This is a genomic window from Bacillus pinisoli (assembly GCF_023036475.1).
In the GTDB taxonomy this organism is placed as follows: domain Bacteria; phylum Bacillota; class Bacilli; order Bacillales; family SA4; genus Bacillus_BS; species Bacillus_BS pinisoli.
Genome location: NZ_JAJQKI010000002.1, coordinates 159,935 through 182,172, shown reverse-complemented (window position 1 = coordinate 182,172; position 22,238 = coordinate 159,935). Strand labels below are relative to the sequence as shown.

Here is a 22,238-nt window from a genome sequence, read left to right as displayed (position 1 = left end):
ATTATGGATGTAAATGAACAATCTACTCATCAGCAGTCAAAAGAACAAAGAAAAGTACTTCATCGATTACTTAGTTACAGCAAACCTCATAAAAAAGCATTATTGGGTGCTTTTGTACTATTAATTTTTGGGACTTTAGGTGAGATCTTAGGGCCATACTTGATTAAAGTATTTATTGATGACTATTTAGTTGAGCAAAGTTTTCCGTTCCAGCCTATCATGTGGCTAGCCATTTTTTATGTAGGAGTGTTAGTAGCAAAGACTATTATTCAATACTTCCAATTATTTGTTTTTCATAAAATCGCCCTTACAATTATTCAAGAATTAAGGGTAGATGTGTTTAGTAAGGTTCAAAAGTTAGGTCTTAAATTCTTTGATCAAACTCCAGGTGGAAGTATTGTATCTCGTGTAACGAATGACACAGAATCAATTAAAGAATTTTTTACAGACGTATTATCGGTATTCGTTCAAAATATTGTGTTTTTAATTGGAATTTTCATTGCGATGTTCTTATTGAATGTAAAGCTAGCACTTTTCTGTTTAGCAATCATTCCTATAATCTTTCTTATTATGCAAGCTTACCGAAAGTATAGCTCGATTTACTTTCATGATCTAAGAGAAAAATTAAGTCAACTTAACGCGAAACTAAATGAATCCTTACAGGGTATGGCAATCATCCAAGTCTTTCGCCAAGAAAAAAGGCTTAGAAAAGAATTTGTAGAGATTAATGAAGGACATTACGCTGCAGGGGTAAAGAACATTAAGTTAAATGGCTTGCTACTTCGACCAGCTATTGATTTTATCTATGTCTGCTCATTAATTCTAGTTTTAAGCTTCTTTGGTATACAGTCATTTAACAGTCCAATTGAGATTGGAGTATTGTATGCTTTCATTAACTATCTAGAACGTTTCTTTGAACCCGTTAATCAAATGATGATGAGACTCTCTATGTATCAACAGGCAATTGTGTCGGCGACTCGAGTGTTTGAGTTATTGGACGACCCAGAAACAGCTCCTACAGCTGTTGGAAATAAGCAACTATCCATTGAACAGGGAAAGATAGAGTTTAAAAATGTCAGCTTTTCCTATGATGGTAAAAGAGATGTTCTAAAAAATATCTCATTTGTCGCAAACCCAGGAGAAACGATTGCCCTTGTTGGGCATACAGGTAGCGGTAAAAGTTCGATTATTAATTTGTTTATGAGATTCTATACAATTAATCGCGGAGAAATATTAATTGACGATCAATCATTAAAGGAATTTCAAGATGAGGAACTTCGAAAGAAAATAGGGTTAGTTTTACAAGATCCATTTTTATTTGCTGGGTCTGTTAAAAAGAATATTCAGTTATATAATCCAGACATTTCAGACAATGAAATTAAAGAAGCAGCACAGTTTGTTCAGGCAGATAAATTTATTGAAACATTACCAAATCAATATGATTATGAACTTTCAGAACGAGGTACGACTTTTTCTAGTGGACAAAGACAGCTTGTTGCTTTTGCAAGAACAATCGCCACTAATCCTAAGATACTAGTTCTGGATGAAGCAACAGCTAATATTGATAGTGAAACAGAAGGATATATCCAAGAGGCTTTAGCAAAAATGAGAAAAGGCAGAACAACAATCGCTATTGCTCATCGTCTTTCCACCATACAGGACGCAGATCAGATTTTAGTCCTGCATCAAGGGGAAATCACTGAGCGGGGAACACATCAGGAGCTACTTGAAAAGCAAGGTCTATACTATAAAATGTATGTTCTTCAAAATCAGGCAACTGATAAGATTGAAGATATCGTCTCGTAAAACACATGCCAGTTTAGACGTCTTGAGAATATCTCTACAACATGTTAGGAGGTATTCTCCAGTAAACCTGCCAAACAAAAAAACACTAGGTTCCTAGTGTTTTTTATTGTGATATCGTCTTCAGATGTAGGCGGTTGTAGGTATTTAGAAGATCATCTAATTGCTTACTAGATTCAATTGTCTTATCAGATGAGAGTCCGTATTTGGCAACGACTTGGAACAGTTCATGACGCTTATGTTCTATTTGTTGTAGTAATTCTTGTTTGCCCATATCGTAAACCTCTCTTTTTTATAGTAATTTTTAATTCAGAAGTCATATATTTGATAAAAATATTATACTGACAAATTTAGATAGAATCAATCGGCAATCCTAACCAACATCTATTAAAGTAGAACATTTATGGGGTGTAACATATAGTGATATAAGACTCTTTTATAATGAATATACGTCATTTTATTGTTTTCATTAAACTTAACTTCAGGAAAAAGAAGTCTAAAAAACAACAATGTTTTAGAATTAGCCATAAAGAAATACATTGACACAAAGCTGTCATGCTTAATTAAGGCTAAAGTAGTCAATTTTTGATAAAATAAAACTATCAGAAGAGTGGGGGATGTTTTAACGTGACAGATTTAAACTTATTATTAGCATTTGGTGCAGGTTTTTTATCTTTCGTCTCACCTTGCTGTTTACCACTATATCCTGCCTTTTTATCTTATATAACTGGTATCAGTGTAAGTGAATTAAAAAATGAAAATGCGATGTTACAGACAAAGAGTTTTCTACACACAGCGTTTTTCTTATTAGGTTTCTCTGTTATTTTTATTGCAATTGGCTTCGGGACATCATATGTAGGTCAATTTTTTGCGAACTATCAAGACTTAATTAGACAACTAGGAGCAATCCTTATTGTATTTTTAGGATTTGTGGTGGTTGGCCTGTTAAAACCTGAATTTCTAATGAAGGATCGTAGAGTGAATATTAAGAACCGCCCTTCAGGTTTTATCGGTTCCTTTTTAATCGGTCTTGCATTTGCAGCTGGGTGGACACCATGTACTGGTCCTATACTTTTATCTGTGATTACACTTGCAGCGTCTAATCCTGGATCAGGAATGCTATATATGATCGCGTATATTTTAGGATTTGCCATTCCTTTCTTTATCCTTTCCTTCTTTGTTGGGAAGCTGACTTGGATTAAGAAGCATAATGTACGTATAATGAAAATTGGGGGGTACCTTATGATTGTAATGGGTATTTTCTTATTTTTTGATTGGATGACAAGAATTACGATATACTTTACAAATATGTTCGGTGGATTTACAGGCTTTTAACAGAGAATCTGCACAAAGTTTGAATTTGTATTATAATGAAAGGAAAGCTTATTAGTATTGGGGGAGAGATGAATGAGGACCAACGACTTAATTCTAAAAACGACCACAAATATTATTGTATTCATCATATTAGCTTTTTCCTTTAAGCTATTTCTAGCCGGGCATAATATGCCAGGTGGAGGCTTTATCGGAGGGTTGATGACATCTGGTGCCATCATTTTAATGTATTTAACATATGGAATTGGTCCCATAAATAAAGTATTCCGTGTGCCGTTCACCATTTTAGTAGCTATCGGACTTTCCATTGCAGTTGCTACAGGTATAGGTTCTTTTATATTTGGGCAACCGTTTTTAAGCCATACAGATGGATATTTCTACTTGCCGATTTTAGGAAAATCGCACTTAGCTACAGCCGTTCTTTTTGATGTGGGGGTATACTTAACTGTAATTGGAGTTACGATGACCATTATTTTATCCATTGCAGAAGATCGATAAATCTATACATAGAGTTAAATGAGTTGTGCTAGTTCAGGAGGTATCTATCTGTGGCGAGAATCGTAGTAGTAGATGATGCAAAATTTATGAGATTAACATTAACCACTATTTTAGAAAAAGGAAATCATGAGGTAGTAGGAGAGGCGGAGAACGGAATTGATGCTATTAGCATATTCGATCAACTCCAGCCAGATTTAATAACAATGGATATTACCATGCCAGAGATGAATGGCCTTGACGCCTTAAAAGCAATTAAAAAGAAAGCACCTCAGGCAAAAGTAATTATGTGTTCTGCGATGGGGCAACAAAAGATGGTCGTGGAGGCTATTGAAGCAGGCGCAAAAGACTTTATTGTTAAACCTTTTGAAGAGAACCGGGTTCTTGAAGCTATTAATCGAGTATTAGGTTAATGAAAAAGCCATTTTAAGTTATAACTTAAATGGCTTTTTTTATCATAATAGAGTTATAATAATAAAAGAGTAAGTAGACTTAAAGGTAGATAAAGGATTGATTTAGTTGGTAATACTTTCATCATTAGCGGCCATATTTATGGCAATTCTCGTAATTATTATTCGTTTAAGAGCAGCTAAAAAGCCTGCTACAGTAAAAAAAATTATCTTGCCACCATTGTTTATGAGTACAGGTTCACTTATGTTTTTATTTCCGATGTTTCAGGTAACACCACTACAAGTTCTAGAAGCGGTAAGTGTTGGTGCTGTTTTTTCCATTTTTTTAATAAAAACATCACAGTTTGAGGTAAGGGACAATGAAATATACTTAAAGCGTTCAAAGGCATTTATATTTATCTTATTTGGATTACTATTATTACGTATTATCCTTAAATTTGTCCTTAGCTCAACCATAGATGTTGGTGAATTAAGTGGAATGTTTTATTTATTAGCACTAGGTATGATTATTCCGTGGCGAATAGCCATGTATTATTCGTTTAAAAAACTTAATGATCAACTGTTTCAGCAGCCGGTTGTTTAAAAGGAAAATGCTATATCCTTAATATGGATATGGTATTTTTTTATGGGGAAATTTTCCTTTATTAGTTTCTTTTCTACTGTTACACTTAAACTATCTAAAATCAAGCAAAGGATGGATGGTATGCGTCTGATCCTCATTCGATTAATTACTGTTGTGGAATATTTGTTAGTTGCTTACATCTTATTTATCTCTATTACAAGTTTACTGCCAATCGATCGTTTCTTTAATTATACAAAAGAAATAAGTAATGCCATACAGGATGGAACGTATTATCAAGCAGATGACGATCAGCAGATCTATTTTGATCGTGTAATAAAGTCAAAAGGGTTAATCTATCATTCTAGCACAAATGACGCTAGCATTATTGTAAGCTCTCATAATCTGTTACATCATTCTATTCCGAATAGGCCCTCTTTAAAAGTTGTTACAAAAGATGGAGAAACAGAGGTTATAACAAATGGTGGGGGTGCAACATCAAACCTTTTCAGGACAACAGGTCATTATGATTTTAGCAATCTCCCTGACGGTATAGAAAGTTTGACGCTATACTCAAACCGTTATGGTGAATCATTTTCCTTTACATACAAAATAGGTGATCAACATGAATAAGTCTATACTATTTAGGATAATACGCTGGTCCATCATTCTTAGCTTTTTCATGCTAATGTTATACGGTGCATCACCCCATCCCTTTTCATTGGAAAAGTCAGTAGAGGAATCATTAAAATCAATGGAGTTTCCTGCAGATACAAGGGTAGTGTCAGTAGTTAAAGAAGGTCATATGTATTCCGTTATTCTTGAAGATGAAGAACATGCACTCTTTCATCAAGTCAACTTCCAGAAACCATTAGGATTATTTTGGGTTCCCAAAGGAGGTTCTTATGGGTTTGAACGTAAGGAAGAAACCCTTGCAAAAGCCTATTGGGGAATGTCTACTATAAATAATAAAAGTGTTTATAAAGTATATGGCTATTCAAATGATGCACGCGCAACGCATATTAAAAGTAACTGGTTAGAGGGTAAAAATGAAATAATGCTTGAAGAAAATGGATACTTTCATTTTATAATGATAGTTAATCGGGAACAAAATATTAACTTTGATCTAGAAGTTGAGTTTTTTGATCAACAAGGTCAGCTCCTATATAAACTTGATCATATGAATAACGAAAAAATGAAAGATAATCCAGTTGCAAAAGTCCAAAAAGAGAGTAAAAAAGACATGCCTATTGAAAAGGGTAATGGAAATGTCACCATTGAGTATGATCATAGTGGAGTAAACACAACCATTCATGCCTATAAGCTAGACCCAAAACAGTTATATGAAATTTTTATTGGTGACATTCTCTTTGGTCCAGAACAAAACGTAATAATAAGACATGGTAATATGAACAGTGACACACTTTTCAGACCGGATTCAAACGGCGAGCTACTGGTTTCTATGTATAATCCAATTAGAGTTCTAGGAAAAGAGAAAGAATTAAAAGTAACGGTAAAAAAATATGAGGAGTCGAATGTACTAGTGACAATTCCATTTAGGTTAGAGAAGTAACCGCCTAATCATGGACTTAAAGTACCCTTAGTACGTGTAATTGCACAGTAATAAATGCAATGCTCTTTTCTAAAACTTGTTGATTTTCAATCTTATATTTCAGCAATTTTGTGATACTTTGTACTACCAAGTAAAAATCCGGCTTTTGGGATTTTTACGAAATCTTCAATCTATACGATAACAGCCAAATGTAAAGAGGAACGTCTGAATCTAACTCAGACGTTCCTCTTTTTGTATTTTATGAAAGCAAACCCTCATAAGGAGATAAGTCAATTTTCTTCTCTCGCAATGCTTTAATAAGGAATTTATAATCTCGCTTTGGTGTCGCGATAATATAGCCTCTGATTACCAAATCCTGTGTTATAGAAGATGCATTTTCTTCTAAGGCTAATTCACCAATCTTCCCAGCTATTTTCTGTCTAGCGATATCACGAAAAAGTTCAGGTACTGGTCTAACTAAATCTTCAAGAAGAAGTTTTTGTTCATCTGGCCAAAGATGTTTTGTTTTTTCTATATATTGATCCTGCCAATCTAATTCACTCATCCCGTCCTCTTTTGGCAGCCGTTTTAGAAACTTACGAAACATGAAAAATCCACCGATACCCATCATCGTAACTAAAAAGACGGTCCAGAAGATAATCAACCATTGCGTCCATTCTGCAAACTGGTACATTACATTCACCTCAATTACAAATCATACATGTCTTTTATTATCATAAAAAAAGCAAAAATGTTCAAGTAGAGATTAAAGTTAAAGGAAATAGATGAATTACAAAAATCGACAAGACTATATCTAATACGACGAATTTTGAAAACTTTAATTAAAACAAAAAATCGGATATTGCTTGATTAACCACGAAAATAGCTGCTCAGAAAGGATTAAGTGACAATAAATATTGATGTTAGCGCTTTCACTAACTAAATGAGCCATATCCTTATAACATGTTTAGAAGTGGTTGATTCTTCCACAGATGATGGTAAGATAAAAGACGTTATGAAAAAAGAGAACAAAATACGAACAAACTGGGAGAGATTAGATGTTAGAAAAAAAGAACATTATTTTTTTAGGTGCAGGATCCATGGCGGAAGCAATGATCTCTGGCATCGTTAATGGAAACAAAGTACCAAAAAACCAACTATATGTTTCAAATAAAAGTAATAGATTACGTTTAAAGGAATTAGAAGCCGGGTACGGAATAAAGGGTGTATCCAGTGAGGACGTTTCATTAGATGAAATGGATATTATTTTCCTTGCAATGAAGCCAAAGGATGCAGAAGCTGTTATGCTTTCAATAAAAGATCAATTACAACCACATCAACTTGTAATATCAGTACTTGCAGGTATTACAACCTCTTTCATGGAACACCACTTACAAAAAGGCCAACAAGTTATACGTGTGATGCCGAACACGTCAAGCATGATTGGTGAATCTGCAACAGCCATTTCTATAGGAACATTCACTGATCGAGATCAAGTAGAAGATGCAAAAGAACTGCTTAGCTGTATTGGCAAAGTGTTTGAAATTGAAGAAGAACAAATGGACATTTTTACGGGGATTGCCGGAAGTGGCCCTGCTTACTTTTATTATTTAATGGAGCATATGGAGAAAGCCGGAAAAGAAGGTGGCCTTGATATGGAAACGACAAGAGAGGTCATGGCCCAGACCATTTTAGGTGCAGCTAAGATGATTCTCGAACAGGATGAATCTCCGGCACAATTAAGAAAAAATGTAACATCTCCAAATGGAACGACAGCAGCGGGTCTTGCAGCACTTGCAGAGCATGGTGGAGGGAAGGCAATTACTCAAGCCATTAAGCATGCTTCAAACCGCTCAAATGAAATAAGTAGTGAATTACAGCGAAAGCTTTTAGCGAAAGCGCAATAAATAGTAAACAACTAGTATAGATAACAGGAGTGATACAATGAGCCCAGACGGCATAAAGCATCGGGTTGTAATTAAAATCGGAAGCAGTTCTTTAACTAGCTTACACGGAGAAATAAGTAGGAAAAAACTTGAAAGATTGGTTGACGAAATTGTTCAACTAAAAGATGCTGGGCATGAAGTGTTGCTAGTTTCTTCCGGTGCAGTTGCCGCCGGTTATCGAAAATTAGGATTCTTAGAACGACCTACTCAATTGCCAGAGAAGCAGGCTGCAGCTTCCATAGGTCAAGGTTTGCTCATGGAAGCATATTCAGAACTTTTTTTATCACATGGTTATGTAGCATCTCAAATCTTAATAACAAGAAGCGACTTTTCAGATGAAAACCGTTACCAAAACGTGCGTAATACCTTAAATGTGTTGTTGGAGCGTGGGATTATCCCAATTGTAAACGAGAATGATACCGTCACGGTTGACCGACTAAAATTTGGGGATAACGATACACTTTCAGCGAAGGTAGCGGGATTAATTGAATCAGACCGACTTATTATTCTATCTGATATAGATGGTTTATATAATGCTGATCCAAGGAAGAATCCAAATGCAAAACTCCTTGATAAAGTATATAAAATCACACCCGAGATTGAAGCAGCTGCTGGAGATTCAGGAAGTTCTGTAGGTACAGGAGGAATGAAGTCTAAGATTGATGCGGTGAAAATTGCGATGGCTTCTGGTATATCGACTTTCTTAGGAAAGGCTGGTATACCGAATATTATTAAAGATGCTGTTAATAGATCAGCAATCGGGACCTACTTTGAACAAACGGAAGAACATGCTGTAAACCTAAATCAAAAGAAACAGTGGATTGCGTTTCACTCTGGTCCTGAAGGTGAAATTACAATAAATGCAGATGCGAAAAAAGTAATTGTCAATGAAAAGAATAGCTTATTTCCTGCAGATGTAGTTAACGTAAAAGGTAACTTTGATAGAGGTGCAGTGATAAAAATTATAGATGAGAACAAAGTGGAAATCGGTCTAGGAGTTGTAGGTTATTCATCAGAAGACTTATGCTTAATAGACCCTGGTAAACTAAATACTCAGCAAACACCTGTTATTGATTATGAAGATTTTGTTTGTCAATTAGAGGTACTACTACCGGTAGGTGTATAAACTTGAAAGGGGAATTGGATGACGACAGCTATAAAAACTAATGTAGAGAATCAAGCAATACAAGCAAAAAGAGCAGCAAAAAAACTTAGTGTATTATCAAATACTGAAAAGAATGAAAGTCTTCATATCATTGCGAAAGAATTAGAGGACCATTATGAAGTAATTCTTGAAGCTAATGCGATCGATTTACAAAACGGTGAAAAGCAAGGTTTTGATTCTGCGTTGATGGACCGATTAGCGTTAACAAAGGAAAGAGTTTTTGAGTTTGCTAATGGTTTACGCGAAGTAGCAAAACTTGAAGATCCAACTGGTATCGTTAAAACTAGCTGGGTTTTAGAAAACGGATTAAAAGTTGAGCAAATTTCAGTACCTTTAGGTGTTATTGGAATGATTTATGAAGCAAGACCGAACGTAACGGTGGATGCTACCGGGCTTGCTTTGAAGTCAGGTAATGCCATTGTATTGAAAGGTGGCTCCAATGCTATTTATTCTAACCAGAAAATAGTAGAAGTGATGCACAATGCCCTTCTAAAGACAAAGATCCCAAAGGAAGCAGTTCAATTTATCGCATCAACAGACCGAGAGGCCACTCAACAGCTTTTTACTATGAAGGAGCATATTGATGTGCTCATACCAAGAGGCGGGGCTTCACTAATAAATGCAGTTGTCAATAATGCAACGGTTCCAGTCCTAGAAACGGGTGTAGGAAATTGTCATATCTATATTGATCAGGATGCAGATGTGGAGAAGGCATTATCTATACTAATCAATGCAAAAACAGACCGTCCAGCAGTTTGTAATGCTGCAGAGACGTTACTCGTCCATTCGGCATGGTTCGATCAATATAAGGCTGTGTTAGAAAAAACATTACAAGATTATCACATTCAAGTATTTGGAGATGAAACAGTTGTTCAGTCATTTACTAATGCCAGTTTAGCGAGTGAGAAGGACTGGGCAGAGGAATACTTAAATCTAAGTATCGCAATAAAAGTAGTGAAAGATGTAGAGGAAGCAGTAGAACATATTGATCAGTATGGGACAAAGCACTCAGAAGCTATTATTACAGAAAATACAGCTTCTGCCCAAACATTTATGACGTTAGTGGACGCTGCTGCCATCTATCATAATGCCTCAACTCGTTTTACAGATGGTGGTGCACTAGGTTTTGGTGCGGAAATTGGTATCTCAACCCAGAAGCTCCATGCTAGGGGTCCTATGGGTCTACCTGCTTTAACAACGATTAAATACATCATGTCTGGTAATGGTCAAGTTAGGTAAATTTGTTGAACCAAGGTTACAAACCTTGGTTTTTTCATGGGGAAAATAAATATGACGCTAGAAAAGCTCTAGCGTCAGAGGATCCCTTCCGTTCCGAACTGGTTAAGTGTCCCGCAACGAGCGAAAAAGATACGGAAGAGATCTATATTAGTATATGCCTACTATTTAAAAAATAAAAGTGTCTTTTACTGTAAATTATTCCAGTCAGCGTAAGTTCCGCTTCCTTCACACCCCGGACAATTAAGAGTAGAGCTATAAAAAGCATACTCATGACCTGCATATGCATGAAATCCTCTGCCTTTACACTGTGGACATAGGCCTTTTTCCTTCATTTTAGAATGGTATTTTTCTTGTCTAGCTGTGTTCCATTCTGTAATTGTATTAATCAATCCCAATTAACTCATCTCCTTTAATTAGAAATTTTTAGTTAGCTTTCCTTATTGAAAGGAGAATTATTCCAAATCCTATCCCTAATAAACTCATTAGTACTTTCTAGGTATTGCTTATGGGTTTTTTCGAATGCAACTATTTGTATGCAAAGTGCCTGTATAATAATGGTTGATGTATTTTTAAGATAAATAATTTATTATATAGTATAGGCTTAATATCATTTATGGGGACAAAAGAATTGATTGTCACAAAAAAAGGCTATAAAATTATTAAACTCATAAATTTTTCCAAGTGCATCTATATCAAAATGTAGATATAACATTAAAAGAAGATTCGTAACACTAGGAGGAACAAGAAGTGAAAGTCGAGATTGCATTAATAAACGGGGTTGTTCATGTCTCTTTGGGAGGCAAAATGTATGTTCAAGAGGCTATGAAGCTAAGAGAAGAAATATCAGCATATGTAGAGAAGGGATATAAAGATTTTGATTTTGACTTAGGTGCTTTAGAGTATATTGACAGTACTGGGCTAGGTGTATTAATAGGGTTACAAAAACAAGCTGTTTCTAACAACGGAAACCTTACAGTAAGAGGCCTTAAAGGACCAGTGAAGGAAATTTTTTATCTAACTAGATTAAATCTTGTATTTAAGATCCAATAGCGACTACTTGTGATGAACATAAAAGTATAAGATAGAGGGACATGACTATGAAAAAAACTAAAAGTAAAATTAAGAATACAAGGAGTTTGGCCACTAAGATTACATTGCTGTTCCTAGGCGTCAGTCTACTTCCAATGTTAATTATCGTTTTTTTTAGTATTTCAAATGCAACTTCGGCGATAGAACTAGAAAAAGAACTCAAACTCTCTGCCATCAGGGACATTAAGAAAACTCAAATTGAAAACTTCTTTAATGAGCGACTAGGTGATATTTCTATCTTAGCGAACAGAGAATCCGTAAAAAATGCATTAATAGAATTGGAAGATACTTATGGAAATCAAGGAATGGATAGTTCAGAATTTGATGCGCTATACAATAAATATCATGGAGAACTAAATCATTTTGTAAAAACATACGGGTACTATGACCTGTTTTTAATTGATGCCGATGGCAATATTATATATACAGCTGCGAAAGAATCTGACTTCGGGCAAAACTTATTAACAGGTTCTTTGAAAAATAGTAATTTGGCGAACGCTTTCAATAGCAGTAAAACGGATAGGACCATAGTAGATTATGCTTTTTACGAGCCTTCTAATGGGTATGCTTCTTTTATTGCATCCCCTATTAAAGACCAGAACGGAAAGTCTATAGGTGTTGTTGCCCTTCAAATATCGGATGAAGCGATCAAGACGATAATGTCAGAGCGAAGTGGTCTTGGTGAAACAGGAGAAACCTACTTAGTTGGTACTGATAAGCTAATGCGCTCTGATTCTATATTTACAAATGGATCAGATATTGGAGAGAAGCTAATTGATACAAAAGCTACTCAAGAGGCTCTTTCAGGAAAAACAAATGTAGCACTAATAAAAGACTACCGGGATGTATATGTATACAGTGCGTACTCACAAATTAATACTGAAGGACTAAACTGGGCAATTATTGCTGAAATTGACGAGTCAGAAGCAAAGAAGTCAATTAATCAACTTACGATTACATTGTTATTTATTCTTTCTATTACTGCAATCTTGATTACTGTAGTTTCTATTTTCTTTGCGCGTAAAACAAGTAAGCCGATTATTAAAGCAAGTGAGAGAGTAAAAGAAATTGAAAGTGGAAATTTGTCACACCAACCACTAGAAGTAACAAGTAAGGACGAGGTAGGGCAATTAGTGCATGCATTAAACATGATGAATGATAAAATGTTTGAACTTGTCGGCGGTATTAGAAAATCAGCTGAAGAGTTAAGCGCGGGAAGTGAAGAAACGTCTGCTTCTATTGAAGAAGTCACAGCGTCTACAGAGGAATTGAATAAAGTTGTACAAGGACTGGCTGCTGATGCTAGCAAAGGAAAAGAGGCTACATTAGAAGCTTCTCAATCACTCATACAGCTGTCCTCACTCATACAATTGGCTAGAGAAAAAGCTTCAAATGGAAAGACTAGTTCAGAACATACAATGAAAGCCGCTAAAAATGGTGTGGAAAAAGTGGAAGAAACAGTTCAAAAGATGAGTCAAATTGAGAGAAAGACGGAAGAAACACAAAGAATTCTTGAGGAATTAGAAGTGTATTCTAGAGAAATTGGGCAAATTACTGAAACGATTACCAATATCGCCAAACAAACAAACTTATTAGCATTGAATGCATCTATTGAAGCAGCCCGAGCGGGTGAACATGGAAAAGGCTTTGCTGTGGTAGCGGAAGAGGTTCGTAACTTAGCGGAGCAATCCAATTTAGGTGCTGCAGAAGTAGCTAAATTAACGCAAAAAATGGAATCCTTAACACAGCAGTCCTCAGTATCTATGAATGAAAGTAGAGGAATGGTAACCGAAGGGACCAAGGTAGCTCAAGTAGCAGGAGAGTCCTTACAGCAAATACTAGAAGCTGTAACATTAACGGTTCAATCTATTACTGAAATCAGTAATATTACTAGTGATGAAGTGGCAACTTCAGAAGCAATAGTAAACTTAATAAACAATTTAGCTACAATTATAGAAATTACAGCATCAAGTGCTGAAGAGATGATGGCATCATTTGAAGAAACGACAGCAGCATTGCAAAACGTGAGTGCAGTATCAGAACAAACTTCCGGGATGGCAAATGACTTAACCAATTCCGTTGATCGTTTCAAACTCTAGCTTGAAACTTCTAATAATGAGCGAATAACTTCATGTTATATCGCTCTTTTTTATAGGTTGATCCTTTTTGGAATAGGAAGTCTTCTTACTAAATTAATAAGCTACTAACCAAGTAGAAATAAGTTAGACATTGTATAAAAATGGTACGTGATGTTTTCTTATAAATAGCTTAAGATATTCTTATTAACCCTTGTCTTATAATGATATGTAAAGGAATGAACGGAATTGACACCTCAACTAAACCAGCGAGAAAAAGAAAGATTAGAAGAGCTGTTTTCTTTAAATCTATTAGATTCTGAAAAGATAGAGGCCTTTGATAGAATTACCCAAATTGTAAGCAAAGCTTTTGAGATTCCAATTTGTCTAATTTCTCTCATAGATAAAGATAGGCAATGGTTTAAGTCATGTTTTGGGTTGGATGGATTAACAGAAGCTAGTCGAGAAGTAACCTTTTGTCACTATGTTGTTCTTGAGGATCGAGCAATTATTATAGAAGATACATTAAAAGATGAAAGATTTTACTCAAATCCCTTGGTAACAGGTGAATTAGGCTTTCGCTTTTATGCAGGTGTTCCATTAAAGACAAAAAAAGGAAATATATTAGGGACACTATGTCTTTTAGATACGATGCCTAGAAGCTTTACAAGTGAGGATTTAACTCTGTTAAGGGAGTATGCTGCATTAGCAATTTCTGAAGTAGAATTAAGAGGTATGTTAAAGGAAAACATTCTTTTAACGACAGCGATAAATAAAACAACAACAGGTGTGATTATTACAGATCCTAATTTACCAAATAATCCCACTATTTTTGTTAATGATGCCTTTACTCAACTGACAGGATACTCAGAGGAAGAGGTACTAGGTCAAAATTGTAAGTTTTTGCAAGGCGAAGAATCAAATGGTGAAACAATTCAACAAATATCACAAGCTGTTAAAAATGGACAAGGTCTTACAATAGAAATTCTCAATTATAAAAAAGACGGTACAAAGTTTTGGAACGAGTTAAAAATTGATGCCATTTATGACCAAAGTGGAAAATTATCATATTTCATGGGCTTTCAAACAGATATTACGAGAAAGAAAAAAGCTGAACTAGAAATTGAAGAGCGAGAACAGCGTTATCGTGCGTTGTTTTATGGTAATCATGATGCAGTTTATATGATGGATCTAGAAGGGAAATTCTTTGAAACTAATGATGTTTGCACTGCAATCACGGGTTATTCATCTGAGGAATTAAAGAGTATGTATTTTCAAGATCTCTTGGTAGACGAATTTAAACAAGAGACCATTCAAAACTTCATGCACGTCATTAAGAGTAGGGAACAAGTCGAGTTTGAAACACAAATTTATCACAAAGACAGATCAAAACATTTTTTGAGTGTAAAAGCTTTGCCATTTGTCATTAATGGAGTAATACAAGGTGTTTATGGTATATCAAAGGACGTAACACATATTCGAGAAAATGAACAACAAATGAAAATAGCGGCAAAGCTTTTTGAAAGCATGAAAGAAGCTGTATTAATTTTAGACGAAGACTTTACTATTATTTCCATTAATGATTCACTAGAGAATGTGATTGGTTTGCCGAAACATAAATTACTTAATCAAAATATGTCATACATCACCATGCAACAAGGGTTAGAAAAGCTGTGTCCGGAAATACAATTAACCATTGAAAAAGGTGAGACATGGGAAGGGCAGATAAACCTTACGGTAGGGAAAAACAAGGAAATAAAGCCTCTATGGCTAAAAGTAGAATCAATTCTAAGTGTATCTGGATTGCGAACCAATCTCGTATGCATTCTTAGAGATCTAACAGAAAAGGAATATGTTCAGAAGGATGTACAACTGGCCGGGAAGGTGCAGTCTACTACGCTACCAGAACCGATTAATAATGATTCTTTAAAGACTCAACATATTTTTAAACCAGCTCAATATGTTAGTGGTGATTTCTTCTATTATAAATGGCTTGAAACGAAAGAAAAATTAGTGGGTATTTTCTTTGATGCGATGGGACATGGTGTAGCAACTGCGCTTCAAACATCAGCACTCGGCGTGTTATTTGAATATATTTATAAGAAGGACATTGCGCTCATAGATAAAGTGAAATCTATTAATCTAGAGATCATTAACTATTTAACATCTGAAACGTTTGTAGCAGGCGTGTTCTTTGAATTAGATGTAAAAAATAAAGTACTTGAATTTGTACCTTGTGGGGTAAATGAATTATTCATAGAACGTGATGGAAAACTAGTAAAATACAAGAATCCAGCGTTTTTACTTGGGATGTTTGAGACTGCAGACTACGAGTCATTCAAAATCAATATCCACCCAGGAGATACCATTCATTTTTTGACTGACGGGATTACAGATGTGCTACCAAAGAGTGTAACGACTACAGATTTTTTTCAATATGTAAAACTGTTCTGTGATGAACATTCTCTAATTGATGATGCAACGGCCCTAAGTATACAAATAAAAGAGCAAATAAGCTGGACGATAAAAGAAACGGTAGAAGTGGACAACCTCGGTGCTATTGATGAGTTGAAAAATGATATAAGTATGCTTATAGAAGAACACTTAAAAGACAAGACTTTCTATGTTGAATTAGCATTCAATGAGGCCTTAAATAATTCACTAAAAGTAGCGAAGAAAATTCAAGTTGAGATAGGCTTTACAAAAAGTCAATTAATCTTTGTCATTACAGATGATGGTCCTGGCTTTGATGCTCGTAGAAAATTAAAAGAAATCGAAGAAAAACAGGAAAGTTTAATGGAAGAATTAATCTGGTCTGAATCTGGAAGAGGTATTTACTTAATGAGAAAATTTATGGATGAAGTGGAATATAATCCAAAGGGAAACCAAGTGAGATTAGTGAAACGATTAGGAGCAACACAGAGTGTAGATGGAGACAATCTTTGACACAAGGGATAAATAATCTGTAACATTATGCAAGACTTTTTATACCTATTAAAAATACCTTTAACAATAAAAGGGGGCTAGAATCCAGTATGATAGGAGGTAGCCGCCCTTTGTTTTTCTATTATCTGATTAAAGAAAAGAACACCTATCTTGGATAAGAAGGTGTTCAGTTTATATGTGGTTTTTTTTTAATAGTATTTTTTTTGGCGGGACTGTGTGGGAATCGAACCCACCTGAGACGGCACGCGCCTCACATGCGGTTTTGAAGACCGAGGGGGACACCAGTACCCCATTCAGCCCCATTTCCCATAGGGGTTATAACGGTCTTTGCTTATTTCCGCCAACGGTTTAGTCTATAGCTTTCTGAATAAAATTATATCATAAATAAACCTGAGTTATCTATCCATAATCAACAAAAGTCAACTTTTATCTATATTTCTTCCTCGCCATATAACTCAAATAAATAGTATTATAATATAAAATAAGAAAGGAGATTAGTTGAATGTCATTTATTCAATATAATGGAAAGGTTTCTGAAATTAATAAAATAACTTTCGAACCCTTAAAATTAGAATATGAAAAACATGGAGTTAGTACAATTGAAATTTTTACTAATGACAACAATACAATTTACTTTAAATTTAATCTTATCGAGAGTATAGATACATTAGAAACAGCCCAACGAGTCACCAAACAACCATTAGAAGATATTATTAATTTATTGATTTATAAATATGGATACATTGTTAGGCAAATAGAGTTAGACATGTTTAATAACCAAGTGTTTTTATATTCAACGTTAACTGTAACTTCACATATGACTGTTGGAGATAATCTTGAGGGATTAAAAGTTGGGTTAGAGGATATCGAACTCCTTAATAAACTGAAAAATAATATGAAATTCCACCTCTTTAAATCAGCTATTTATATTCAAGACCCCTTTGGAAAGTTTATGTTTCTATACAGTATTTTGTATGATATTTTAGGTAATCAGAACAATGTCGAGAAATTTATAAAAGAACATCATAAGAGCATTGAATTATGTAAAAGAATAAAGACTAATTTTGATGGTACTGAAAAAGAAGTGGAAGAAACAGTTTTCACATGGATAAGGAACCATATTGGTCATACACATAAAACAACTAATATGGAAGAGGTCAAAGGGAATATGGATAAATACTTACAAAGTCTAGTTAACCTTGTAAAAAAAGCAATATTTATATTTGGATAATACATAAGCAAGACTAATTTTTTTATGCTTCCCCCGCCCTAAAATTTTTTATAGAACATAATCGATAATATTGAATGAATTAGTCTGGACTATAAAGATATATCCTTTGCTTATGTAATGTTTAAAACATAAGCAATACTTTTAATAACTTCTTTTATATAATCATCTTTTCTCCGATTAATTAACCACTTGCTTATGTCGGGGAAATTAGATGATTGAATCACTTAGTGATTCCTATTTATGTGTTAAGTAAATTGGATGAGCAAGGTAATATCTTGTTTATTTTGATTACTTATAATTCATTTATCATATTCAATCTTGCACACTGAATGTAATTAACAAGATTGAATCAAAGTTTATTTGCTAACGACTTCTTCCTGATGAACTTTGATTATGAAAAGATTATTTATTATTCAAGACATACTTTCCCCTATATACCCAAAAACCAATGAAAACTAATATAAAGGAATCGTTTTATTTGAGCCTCAACGATAATTACTTCATTGGCGGTACTTAGTAAGATACTAAGAGAACCTCCGCCCCGCTCGTTATTTTATTTACATGGGAATGCGTTAAACCCATCACATCACCGAAAACATTCAAGTAATATTGCATGTTAGAAGAAATCCATCTTACTAACGATATTACCTAATCGGTAACTGCTAATTTTCTGCATCGGCTCAGCTAACCTTGGGGTTTATTTTAGGTATAACCCTCAGCTTTGAAATACCTTCTTGCTAATTTTGTTACAAAGTTTTAAATAGTAGTTGTTCATATGGCCTAATCTTTTCTTTGTTTTGTTCCATATCAGAATCCAGTAATTCTCTGATTAATTGACTCTTGTTAAGCCCCGTGAAAACACTCATTAAATCTAAATATTTAATATGTAAGGGCTCTAAATGTACGCTAGTTTGCTTGGTTTTTTCCATGTACTTGTTCCTCCTTTTCTTCTATTTTCTGAATCATTTTAAATACTTTTTCCTTAGTTTCTTTTAGTTTTTTATTATCAGTTCCTACACTTCTTAAAAGTTTAGATAGGTCATCAAGACCTCTAATTTCTAACAATCTAACCACCCTCAAATTTTTATCACGATAATATGCTAAATAACTTTTAATGCCAGCGTTATAACTCATAATTTCTAATAATCCTTTTTCCGATAATCCATTTTCATGAGCAAAAGATATTAGGTCAATGTATAATTGCTCGTCATTCATATTGATAATGGATTTTTCTTTAGCGTTATAAAAGATTAATCCTAAATAATCTTCTTCGCCCTCATATCTCACTCTAGGCAATACTTCTTTGTGCAAAGTAGTAAAAATGATACTCATTTTCTAATCCTCCTTAAAATGTTTTATTTGTTCATGCGGATCACCACACTATAATTTATCGCATGAACTTTACACGTTGGAAGAGGGCACAATGGAAGTTAAGCCCTCTTCGTTTTTTCCGTACAATATTTAGTAGAATACTTGTATACAAAAAAATAAAGGAGTTGTGAAACGGTTAAAGATAGAGGAAGTTATCTTTTATTCCGCTCCTATTAATAAACTTCTTGAAGTGCCTTGGATTATGCTATTGGCATTCTGTAACACTTTCATATATATATATATTTACGATTTGCTCCCTCGAAATTTGCACTTTTAATTTTCTGTTCCTATAACAAAGGTTATGAGGAATATAAAAGCCCCCTAGAGACTCCTAGAGGGCATTTACAGTTTATTATTAGATTATGCTTGGTGTATTAGTCTTTCATGTCCACCCATTGTGGGCATTTGTATTTGCTTATATTAATTATGACTAATTCCCCCAAATTTAAATCGGGGGCAAGGAATATAAAGGAAGTACAAGCATTAATATTCTAAAACAATAGGTAAATAACGTTTTATTTACCCCCTATTTGTTGCTTATGGGGGGCAAATAATGAGTAAGCTAAAAGAATGGAGGTTAAACCATATTCACTTACATTTATATAAACTCCCAATTTCCAATTATGAGAATGAATATAATCAGTAATTTGGAGGGAATAACGTTTTAAAAGGGGTGGGGGTATATTCAAATAAAACACATTTTCCGAACGAAAATCACTTTAGGCAGGTTGACATATATAATATCCATTTTTTTAAAGATACATTAAAAATTTATTCAATAATGATTTTATATACTTTTACTATTCCCCAGTTCTCATTTGGCAAAATATTTAAATCCCCAGTTCCTTTTTTTACTGCAATAATCGTGGTTTCATCTATAAATTCCATTATAGTACCATCTACTAAAACTCTTTCAGTAGAGTTATTACTTATTTGGGCATTTAATTGAATCTTTTGTCCGATTTTTAAATTGATTGTTTCTGAAGTAGGACCATCTGTAATTGTTACACCCTTATCATTAATACTATAATTAATTACTATATCTTCATATTCAACAGATGAATCTCTAGTAGTTATCTCATCAGTAATTTGAGTATTACCCACGATTCTATTTTCTTGGTTTTTTTGATTTATTTCTTCAATGTTTGTTTTTTTCTGTTTCTCTTTAGATTCTGTATCAACAACCTTACTACCTATATTATCTTTACTCTCAACTTTTTCATCACTTGAGTTAATGAATTTATCACCTATAATATTTTTAAGTTCAATTCTTGCCAATCCAGAATCAAGTACGTATTCAATCAACTCAATATTGTAGACTTCTTCTTTGTAAGTTATTTTAAACGTTACTTTGTTTGTTTCTGTAATAACTGGAGGTAGAAATTCACCTGTTTCATAATTTCTGTCTACTGATACTTTTGACGGCTTTGGAATCTCTTCTATGTCTACATCTAAATATCTAGAAATTTCTACCCTTGCCCTTAGCCCATATTTTTCCATATACTCATCATTTACAATGAATAAATAGAATAGGAATATACCTCCAAAAAAAATAACACTTAATATTACATCTTCTTTTCGAACTGGTCTTTTAGACGTATGTTGATTATTTGAATCATTCACATTTCTTCCCCCTTATGTATTAAAAATTTTAATATTATCTAAAAAAATTGTTACAGTCTTAATTGTTTAGCCGTTGCTGAAATTATAAATAACTTAGAAAGTAAACTTATCTAATTGGTTATGGATAAACCTAAATATGATGGAATAAATAAATTCTTACATTGAGTCATAAAAATAGATAATCTGAAAACAATATTTTTGATTAAATATTCAATTGATATTTTAAATAGTAAGGAAAAAGACCATTTCCTTTTAATTACTTCAAATATACAAAAAATTCCTTTTTGTTTTTAAATATAAATTTTATTTTTCTAAGTGGTATTAGAAAAGGGGAGTAGGTATTCACTAACTCCCACTTATCAATAAATACTTTTCGTGAAAACAATCATTTAAAGACATTATTTAAAGGTGAATAGATATTGTGTTGTTTTTTTACATCTGTGTTAGTCATCTGAATATATTTTCTTACCATGCTCATGTCTGAATGCCCTAAGATTTTTTGTAAACTAAATGGGTCACCACCATTTAGAATGTAAAATAGTGCGCCAGTATGCCTAAATGTGTGAGGGGATACCCTTTTATTTACTCCTGCTTTTTCTCCAATTTCTGCTAGACTTCTCCTAACAGTATTATCAGATAATAGTTCACCTTCATAAGTCAGAAATAAATACTCTGACCTATAATCATCTGTAATGCCAATGTATTCTTTTAATAGTTTTAATGTCTTATTCGAGATAGGAACAGACCTTCCTTTTTTGGTTTTAGTGTCATTTGACTCCAAGGTGATAAAGCCAGCCTTTAAATCCACATTTTTTCTTTTTATACTGACTAATTCTGAACATCTTACTAGAGTATCTAATAATACATATATAATTACTCTGTCACGAAAACCCTTGTAGGAGTATTCATCAACTTTAGATAGTAACATTTTTATTTCCTCAGGAGTAAAAGATTCAAGTGTATCTTCTTTTGTCTTAACTGGTTTAAAATGTTCATGTATAGCTACATCAATATAGTCATTTAAATAGCAATATCTTAAAAATGCCCGTATAGTTCTTATCCTGACATTGGCAGTAACTGGACTCAATCCTTTTTCATGTAACATATAGGCGATATAACTTCTAAAAAGTTCTTTATTACACTGTGTATTGGTTATGTCTTCTCCTAAGAAATTCATTAAGTAATCAAAATGTACATTATAGTCGTAAATTGTTCTTTCCGATAAGCCCTCAATACTTTTTTCTGTCAGGAACAAATCAAACAAGGTTCTAATTGATAGTTCTTCTTGGTTACTTTGGTTGGGTACGTTTATACCTTTTTTTGAATACATTCTAATCTTTGGTTTTTTTGACAAAATAAAAACCTCCTACATTTATAGTAGAAGGCTATAGACTGTAATTTA

The 22,238-nt window shown here is 33.8% G+C and carries 21 protein-coding genes, 1 tRNA gene and 1 pseudogene; 15 read left to right on the top strand and 8 right to left on the bottom strand.

Annotated features, from left to right (window positions below; translation table 11 throughout):
• The first annotated feature begins 3 nt into the window (after positions 1-3).
• Positions 4-1,806: an ABC transporter ATP-binding protein gene (locus tag LT143_RS03365; RefSeq protein ID WP_246939663.1), complete on the top strand. Its 1,803-nt coding sequence runs from the start codon at positions 4-6 to the stop codon at positions 1,804-1,806.
• A gap of 103 nt (positions 1,807-1,909) precedes the next feature.
• On the opposite strand, the gene LT143_RS03360 is transcribed toward LT143_RS03365, so the two are convergent.
• Complete coding sequence (locus LT143_RS03360) at positions 1,910-2,077, bottom strand: Spo0E family sporulation regulatory protein-aspartic acid phosphatase (protein WP_246939660.1); 168 nt, start codon at positions 2,075-2,077, stop codon at positions 1,910-1,912.
• A 353-nt stretch (positions 2,078-2,430) separates the two neighbouring features.
• Between LT143_RS03360 and LT143_RS03355 the strand changes: the two genes are divergently transcribed.
• The 6 genes from LT143_RS03355 to LT143_RS03330 all read left to right on the top strand — a co-directional run bounded on the left by LT143_RS03355 (position 2,431) and on the right by LT143_RS03330 (position 6,172).
• Positions 2,431-3,138 carry a cytochrome c biogenesis CcdA family protein gene (locus LT143_RS03355; RefSeq protein WP_246939657.1) on the top strand — a complete coding sequence of 236 codons (708 nt, stop codon included), beginning with the start codon at positions 2,431-2,433 and terminating at the stop codon, positions 3,136-3,138.
• Between the two features lie 72 nt (positions 3,139-3,210).
• Positions 3,211-3,633 carry a Na(+)/H(+) antiporter subunit B gene (locus LT143_RS03350; RefSeq protein ID WP_246939654.1) on the top strand — a complete coding sequence of 141 codons (423 nt, stop codon included), beginning with the start codon at positions 3,211-3,213 and terminating at the stop codon, positions 3,631-3,633.
• A 50-nt stretch (positions 3,634-3,683) separates the two neighbouring features.
• The gene (locus LT143_RS03345) at positions 3,684-4,043 is read left to right on the top strand and encodes a response regulator (RefSeq protein WP_336296587.1); all 360 of its coding nucleotides are present in this window, start codon (positions 3,684-3,686) and stop codon (positions 4,041-4,043) included.
• Positions 4,044-4,149: 106 nt separating this feature from the next.
• Positions 4,150-4,623 (top strand): CcdC family protein, encoded by a 474-nt coding sequence (locus LT143_RS03340; protein WP_272495674.1) that lies wholly within the window; start codon positions 4,150-4,152, stop codon positions 4,621-4,623.
• A 120-nt stretch (positions 4,624-4,743) separates the two neighbouring features.
• Positions 4,744-5,232: a hypothetical protein gene (locus LT143_RS03335; RefSeq protein ID WP_246939651.1), complete on the top strand. Its 489-nt coding sequence runs from the start codon at positions 4,744-4,746 to the stop codon at positions 5,230-5,232.
• Positions 5,233-5,281: 49 nt separating this feature from the next.
• A complete protein-coding gene (locus LT143_RS03330; protein ID WP_246939648.1) occupies positions 5,282-6,172 on the top strand; it encodes a hypothetical protein in 891 nt (296 codons plus the stop codon).
• 238 nt (positions 6,173-6,410) lie between these two features.
• On the opposite strand, the gene LT143_RS03325 is transcribed toward LT143_RS03330, so the two are convergent.
• Complete coding sequence (locus LT143_RS03325) at positions 6,411-6,845, bottom strand: DUF2621 domain-containing protein (RefSeq protein ID WP_246939645.1); 435 nt, start codon at positions 6,843-6,845, stop codon at positions 6,411-6,413.
• 364 nt (positions 6,846-7,209) lie between these two features.
• Between LT143_RS03325 and proC the strand changes: the two genes are divergently transcribed.
• From proC to LT143_RS03310, 3 genes are read left to right on the top strand one after another with little or no spacing between them, the layout of a single operon-like run.
• Entirely contained in the window at positions 7,210-8,058 is an 849-nt protein-coding gene (gene proC, locus LT143_RS03320; protein ID WP_246939642.1) for a pyrroline-5-carboxylate reductase, read from the top strand.
• Positions 8,059-8,095: 37 nt separating this feature from the next.
• Positions 8,096-9,223 carry a glutamate 5-kinase gene (gene proB, locus LT143_RS03315; protein WP_246939639.1) on the top strand — a complete coding sequence of 376 codons (1,128 nt, stop codon included), beginning with the start codon at positions 8,096-8,098 and terminating at the stop codon, positions 9,221-9,223.
• Between the two features lie 18 nt (positions 9,224-9,241).
• Positions 9,242-10,501: a glutamate-5-semialdehyde dehydrogenase gene (locus tag LT143_RS03310; protein WP_246939636.1), complete on the top strand. Its 1,260-nt coding sequence runs from the start codon at positions 9,242-9,244 to the stop codon at positions 10,499-10,501.
• 185 nt (positions 10,502-10,686) lie between these two features.
• Here LT143_RS03310 and LT143_RS03305 read toward each other — a convergent pair whose 3' ends face one another.
• Positions 10,687-10,896, bottom strand: coding sequence for a methionine aminopeptidase (locus LT143_RS03305; RefSeq protein WP_246939633.1), 210 nt, complete (start codon positions 10,894-10,896; stop codon positions 10,687-10,689).
• Positions 10,897-11,248: 352 nt separating this feature from the next.
• Between LT143_RS03305 and LT143_RS03300 the strand changes: the two genes are divergently transcribed.
• The 4 genes and pseudogenes from LT143_RS03300 (at position 11,249) to LT143_RS03290 (ending at position 16,611) form a co-directional block, all read left to right on the top strand.
• Entirely contained in the window at positions 11,249-11,551 is a 303-nt protein-coding gene (locus tag LT143_RS03300) for an STAS domain-containing protein (protein WP_246939630.1), read from the top strand.
• A 41-nt stretch (positions 11,552-11,592) separates the two neighbouring features.
• Positions 11,593-12,732 (top strand): annotated as a pseudogene (locus tag LT143_RS20710) (cache domain-containing sensor histidine kinase); the annotation flags it as partial.
• A 6-nt stretch (positions 12,733-12,738) separates the two neighbouring features.
• On the top strand, positions 12,739-13,689 hold the full coding sequence (locus tag LT143_RS20705) for a methyl-accepting chemotaxis protein (RefSeq protein WP_418909802.1): 951 nt from the start codon (positions 12,739-12,741) through the stop codon (positions 13,687-13,689).
• A gap of 225 nt (positions 13,690-13,914) precedes the next feature.
• Positions 13,915-16,611, top strand: a complete 2,697-nt coding sequence (locus LT143_RS03290; protein ID WP_246939624.1) for a PAS domain S-box protein — start codon at positions 13,915-13,917, stop codon at positions 16,609-16,611.
• Positions 16,612-16,815: 204 nt separating this feature from the next.
• On the opposite strand, the gene LT143_RS03285 is transcribed toward LT143_RS03290, so the two are convergent.
• Positions 16,816-16,912: transfer RNA gene (locus LT143_RS03285), tRNA-Sec, on the bottom strand.
• A 201-nt stretch (positions 16,913-17,113) separates the two neighbouring features.
• Between LT143_RS03285 and LT143_RS03280 the strand changes: the two genes are divergently transcribed.
• Entirely contained in the window at positions 17,114-17,842 is a 729-nt protein-coding gene (locus LT143_RS03280) for a hypothetical protein (protein WP_246939623.1), read from the top strand.
• Positions 17,843-18,588: 746 nt separating this feature from the next.
• Here the strand turns inward: LT143_RS03280 and LT143_RS03275 are convergent.
• The 4 genes from LT143_RS03275 to LT143_RS03260 all read right to left on the bottom strand — a co-directional run bounded on the left by LT143_RS03275 (position 18,589) and on the right by LT143_RS03260 (position 22,190).
• Positions 18,589-18,771 (bottom strand): hypothetical protein, encoded by a 183-nt coding sequence (locus LT143_RS03275; RefSeq protein ID WP_246939620.1) that lies wholly within the window; start codon positions 18,769-18,771, stop codon positions 18,589-18,591.
• Positions 18,749-19,174: a hypothetical protein gene (locus LT143_RS03270; protein ID WP_246939617.1), complete on the bottom strand. Its 426-nt coding sequence runs from the start codon at positions 19,172-19,174 to the stop codon at positions 18,749-18,751. Before LT143_RS03270 ends, LT143_RS03275 begins: the two co-directional genes overlap by 23 nt.
• An 810-nt stretch (positions 19,175-19,984) precedes the next feature.
• On the bottom strand, positions 19,985-20,836 hold the full coding sequence (locus LT143_RS03265) for a hypothetical protein (RefSeq protein ID WP_246939614.1): 852 nt from the start codon (positions 20,834-20,836) through the stop codon (positions 19,985-19,987).
• Between the two features lie 385 nt (positions 20,837-21,221).
• Positions 21,222-22,190, bottom strand: coding sequence for a tyrosine-type recombinase/integrase (locus tag LT143_RS03260; protein ID WP_246939611.1), 969 nt, complete (start codon positions 22,188-22,190; stop codon positions 21,222-21,224).
• Positions 22,191-22,238 lie beyond the last annotated feature (48 nt).

Bases quoted from the DNA above. Each gene is read 5' to 3' on its own strand.
- LT143_RS03325 (WP_246939645.1), bottom strand. From the start codon at position 6,845: ATGTACCAGTTTGCAGAATGGACGCAATGGTTGATTATCTTCTGGACC.
- LT143_RS20705 (WP_418909802.1), top strand. From the start codon at position 12,739: ATGATGAATGATAAAATGTTTGAACTTGTCGGCGGTATTAGAAAATCA.
- LT143_RS03335 (WP_246939651.1), top strand. From the start codon at position 4,744: ATGCGTCTGATCCTCATTCGATTAATTACTGTTGTGGAATATTTGTTA.
- LT143_RS03270 (WP_246939617.1), bottom strand. From the start codon at position 19,174: ATGAGTATCATTTTTACTACTTTGCACAAAGAAGTATTGCCTAGAGTG.
- LT143_RS03360 (WP_246939660.1), bottom strand. From the start codon at position 2,077: ATGGGCAAACAAGAATTACTACAACAAATAGAACATAAGCGTCATGAA.
- LT143_RS03280 (WP_246939623.1), top strand. From the start codon at position 17,114: ATGTCATTTATTCAATATAATGGAAAGGTTTCTGAAATTAATAAAATA.
- LT143_RS03350 (WP_246939654.1), top strand. From the start codon at position 3,211: ATGAGGACCAACGACTTAATTCTAAAAACGACCACAAATATTATTGTA.
- proC (WP_246939642.1), top strand. From the start codon at position 7,210: ATGTTAGAAAAAAAGAACATTATTTTTTTAGGTGCAGGATCCATGGCG.
- proB (WP_246939639.1), top strand. From the start codon at position 8,096: ATGAGCCCAGACGGCATAAAGCATCGGGTTGTAATTAAAATCGGAAGC.
- LT143_RS03330 (WP_246939648.1), top strand. From the start codon at position 5,282: ATGCTAATGTTATACGGTGCATCACCCCATCCCTTTTCATTGGAAAAG.
- LT143_RS03275 (WP_246939620.1), bottom strand. From the start codon at position 18,771: ATGGAAAAAACCAAGCAAACTAGCGTACATTTAGAGCCCTTACATATT.
- LT143_RS03365 (WP_246939663.1), top strand. From the start codon at position 4: ATGGATGTAAATGAACAATCTACTCATCAGCAGTCAAAAGAACAAAGA.
- LT143_RS03310 (WP_246939636.1), top strand. From the start codon at position 9,242: ATGACGACAGCTATAAAAACTAATGTAGAGAATCAAGCAATACAAGCA.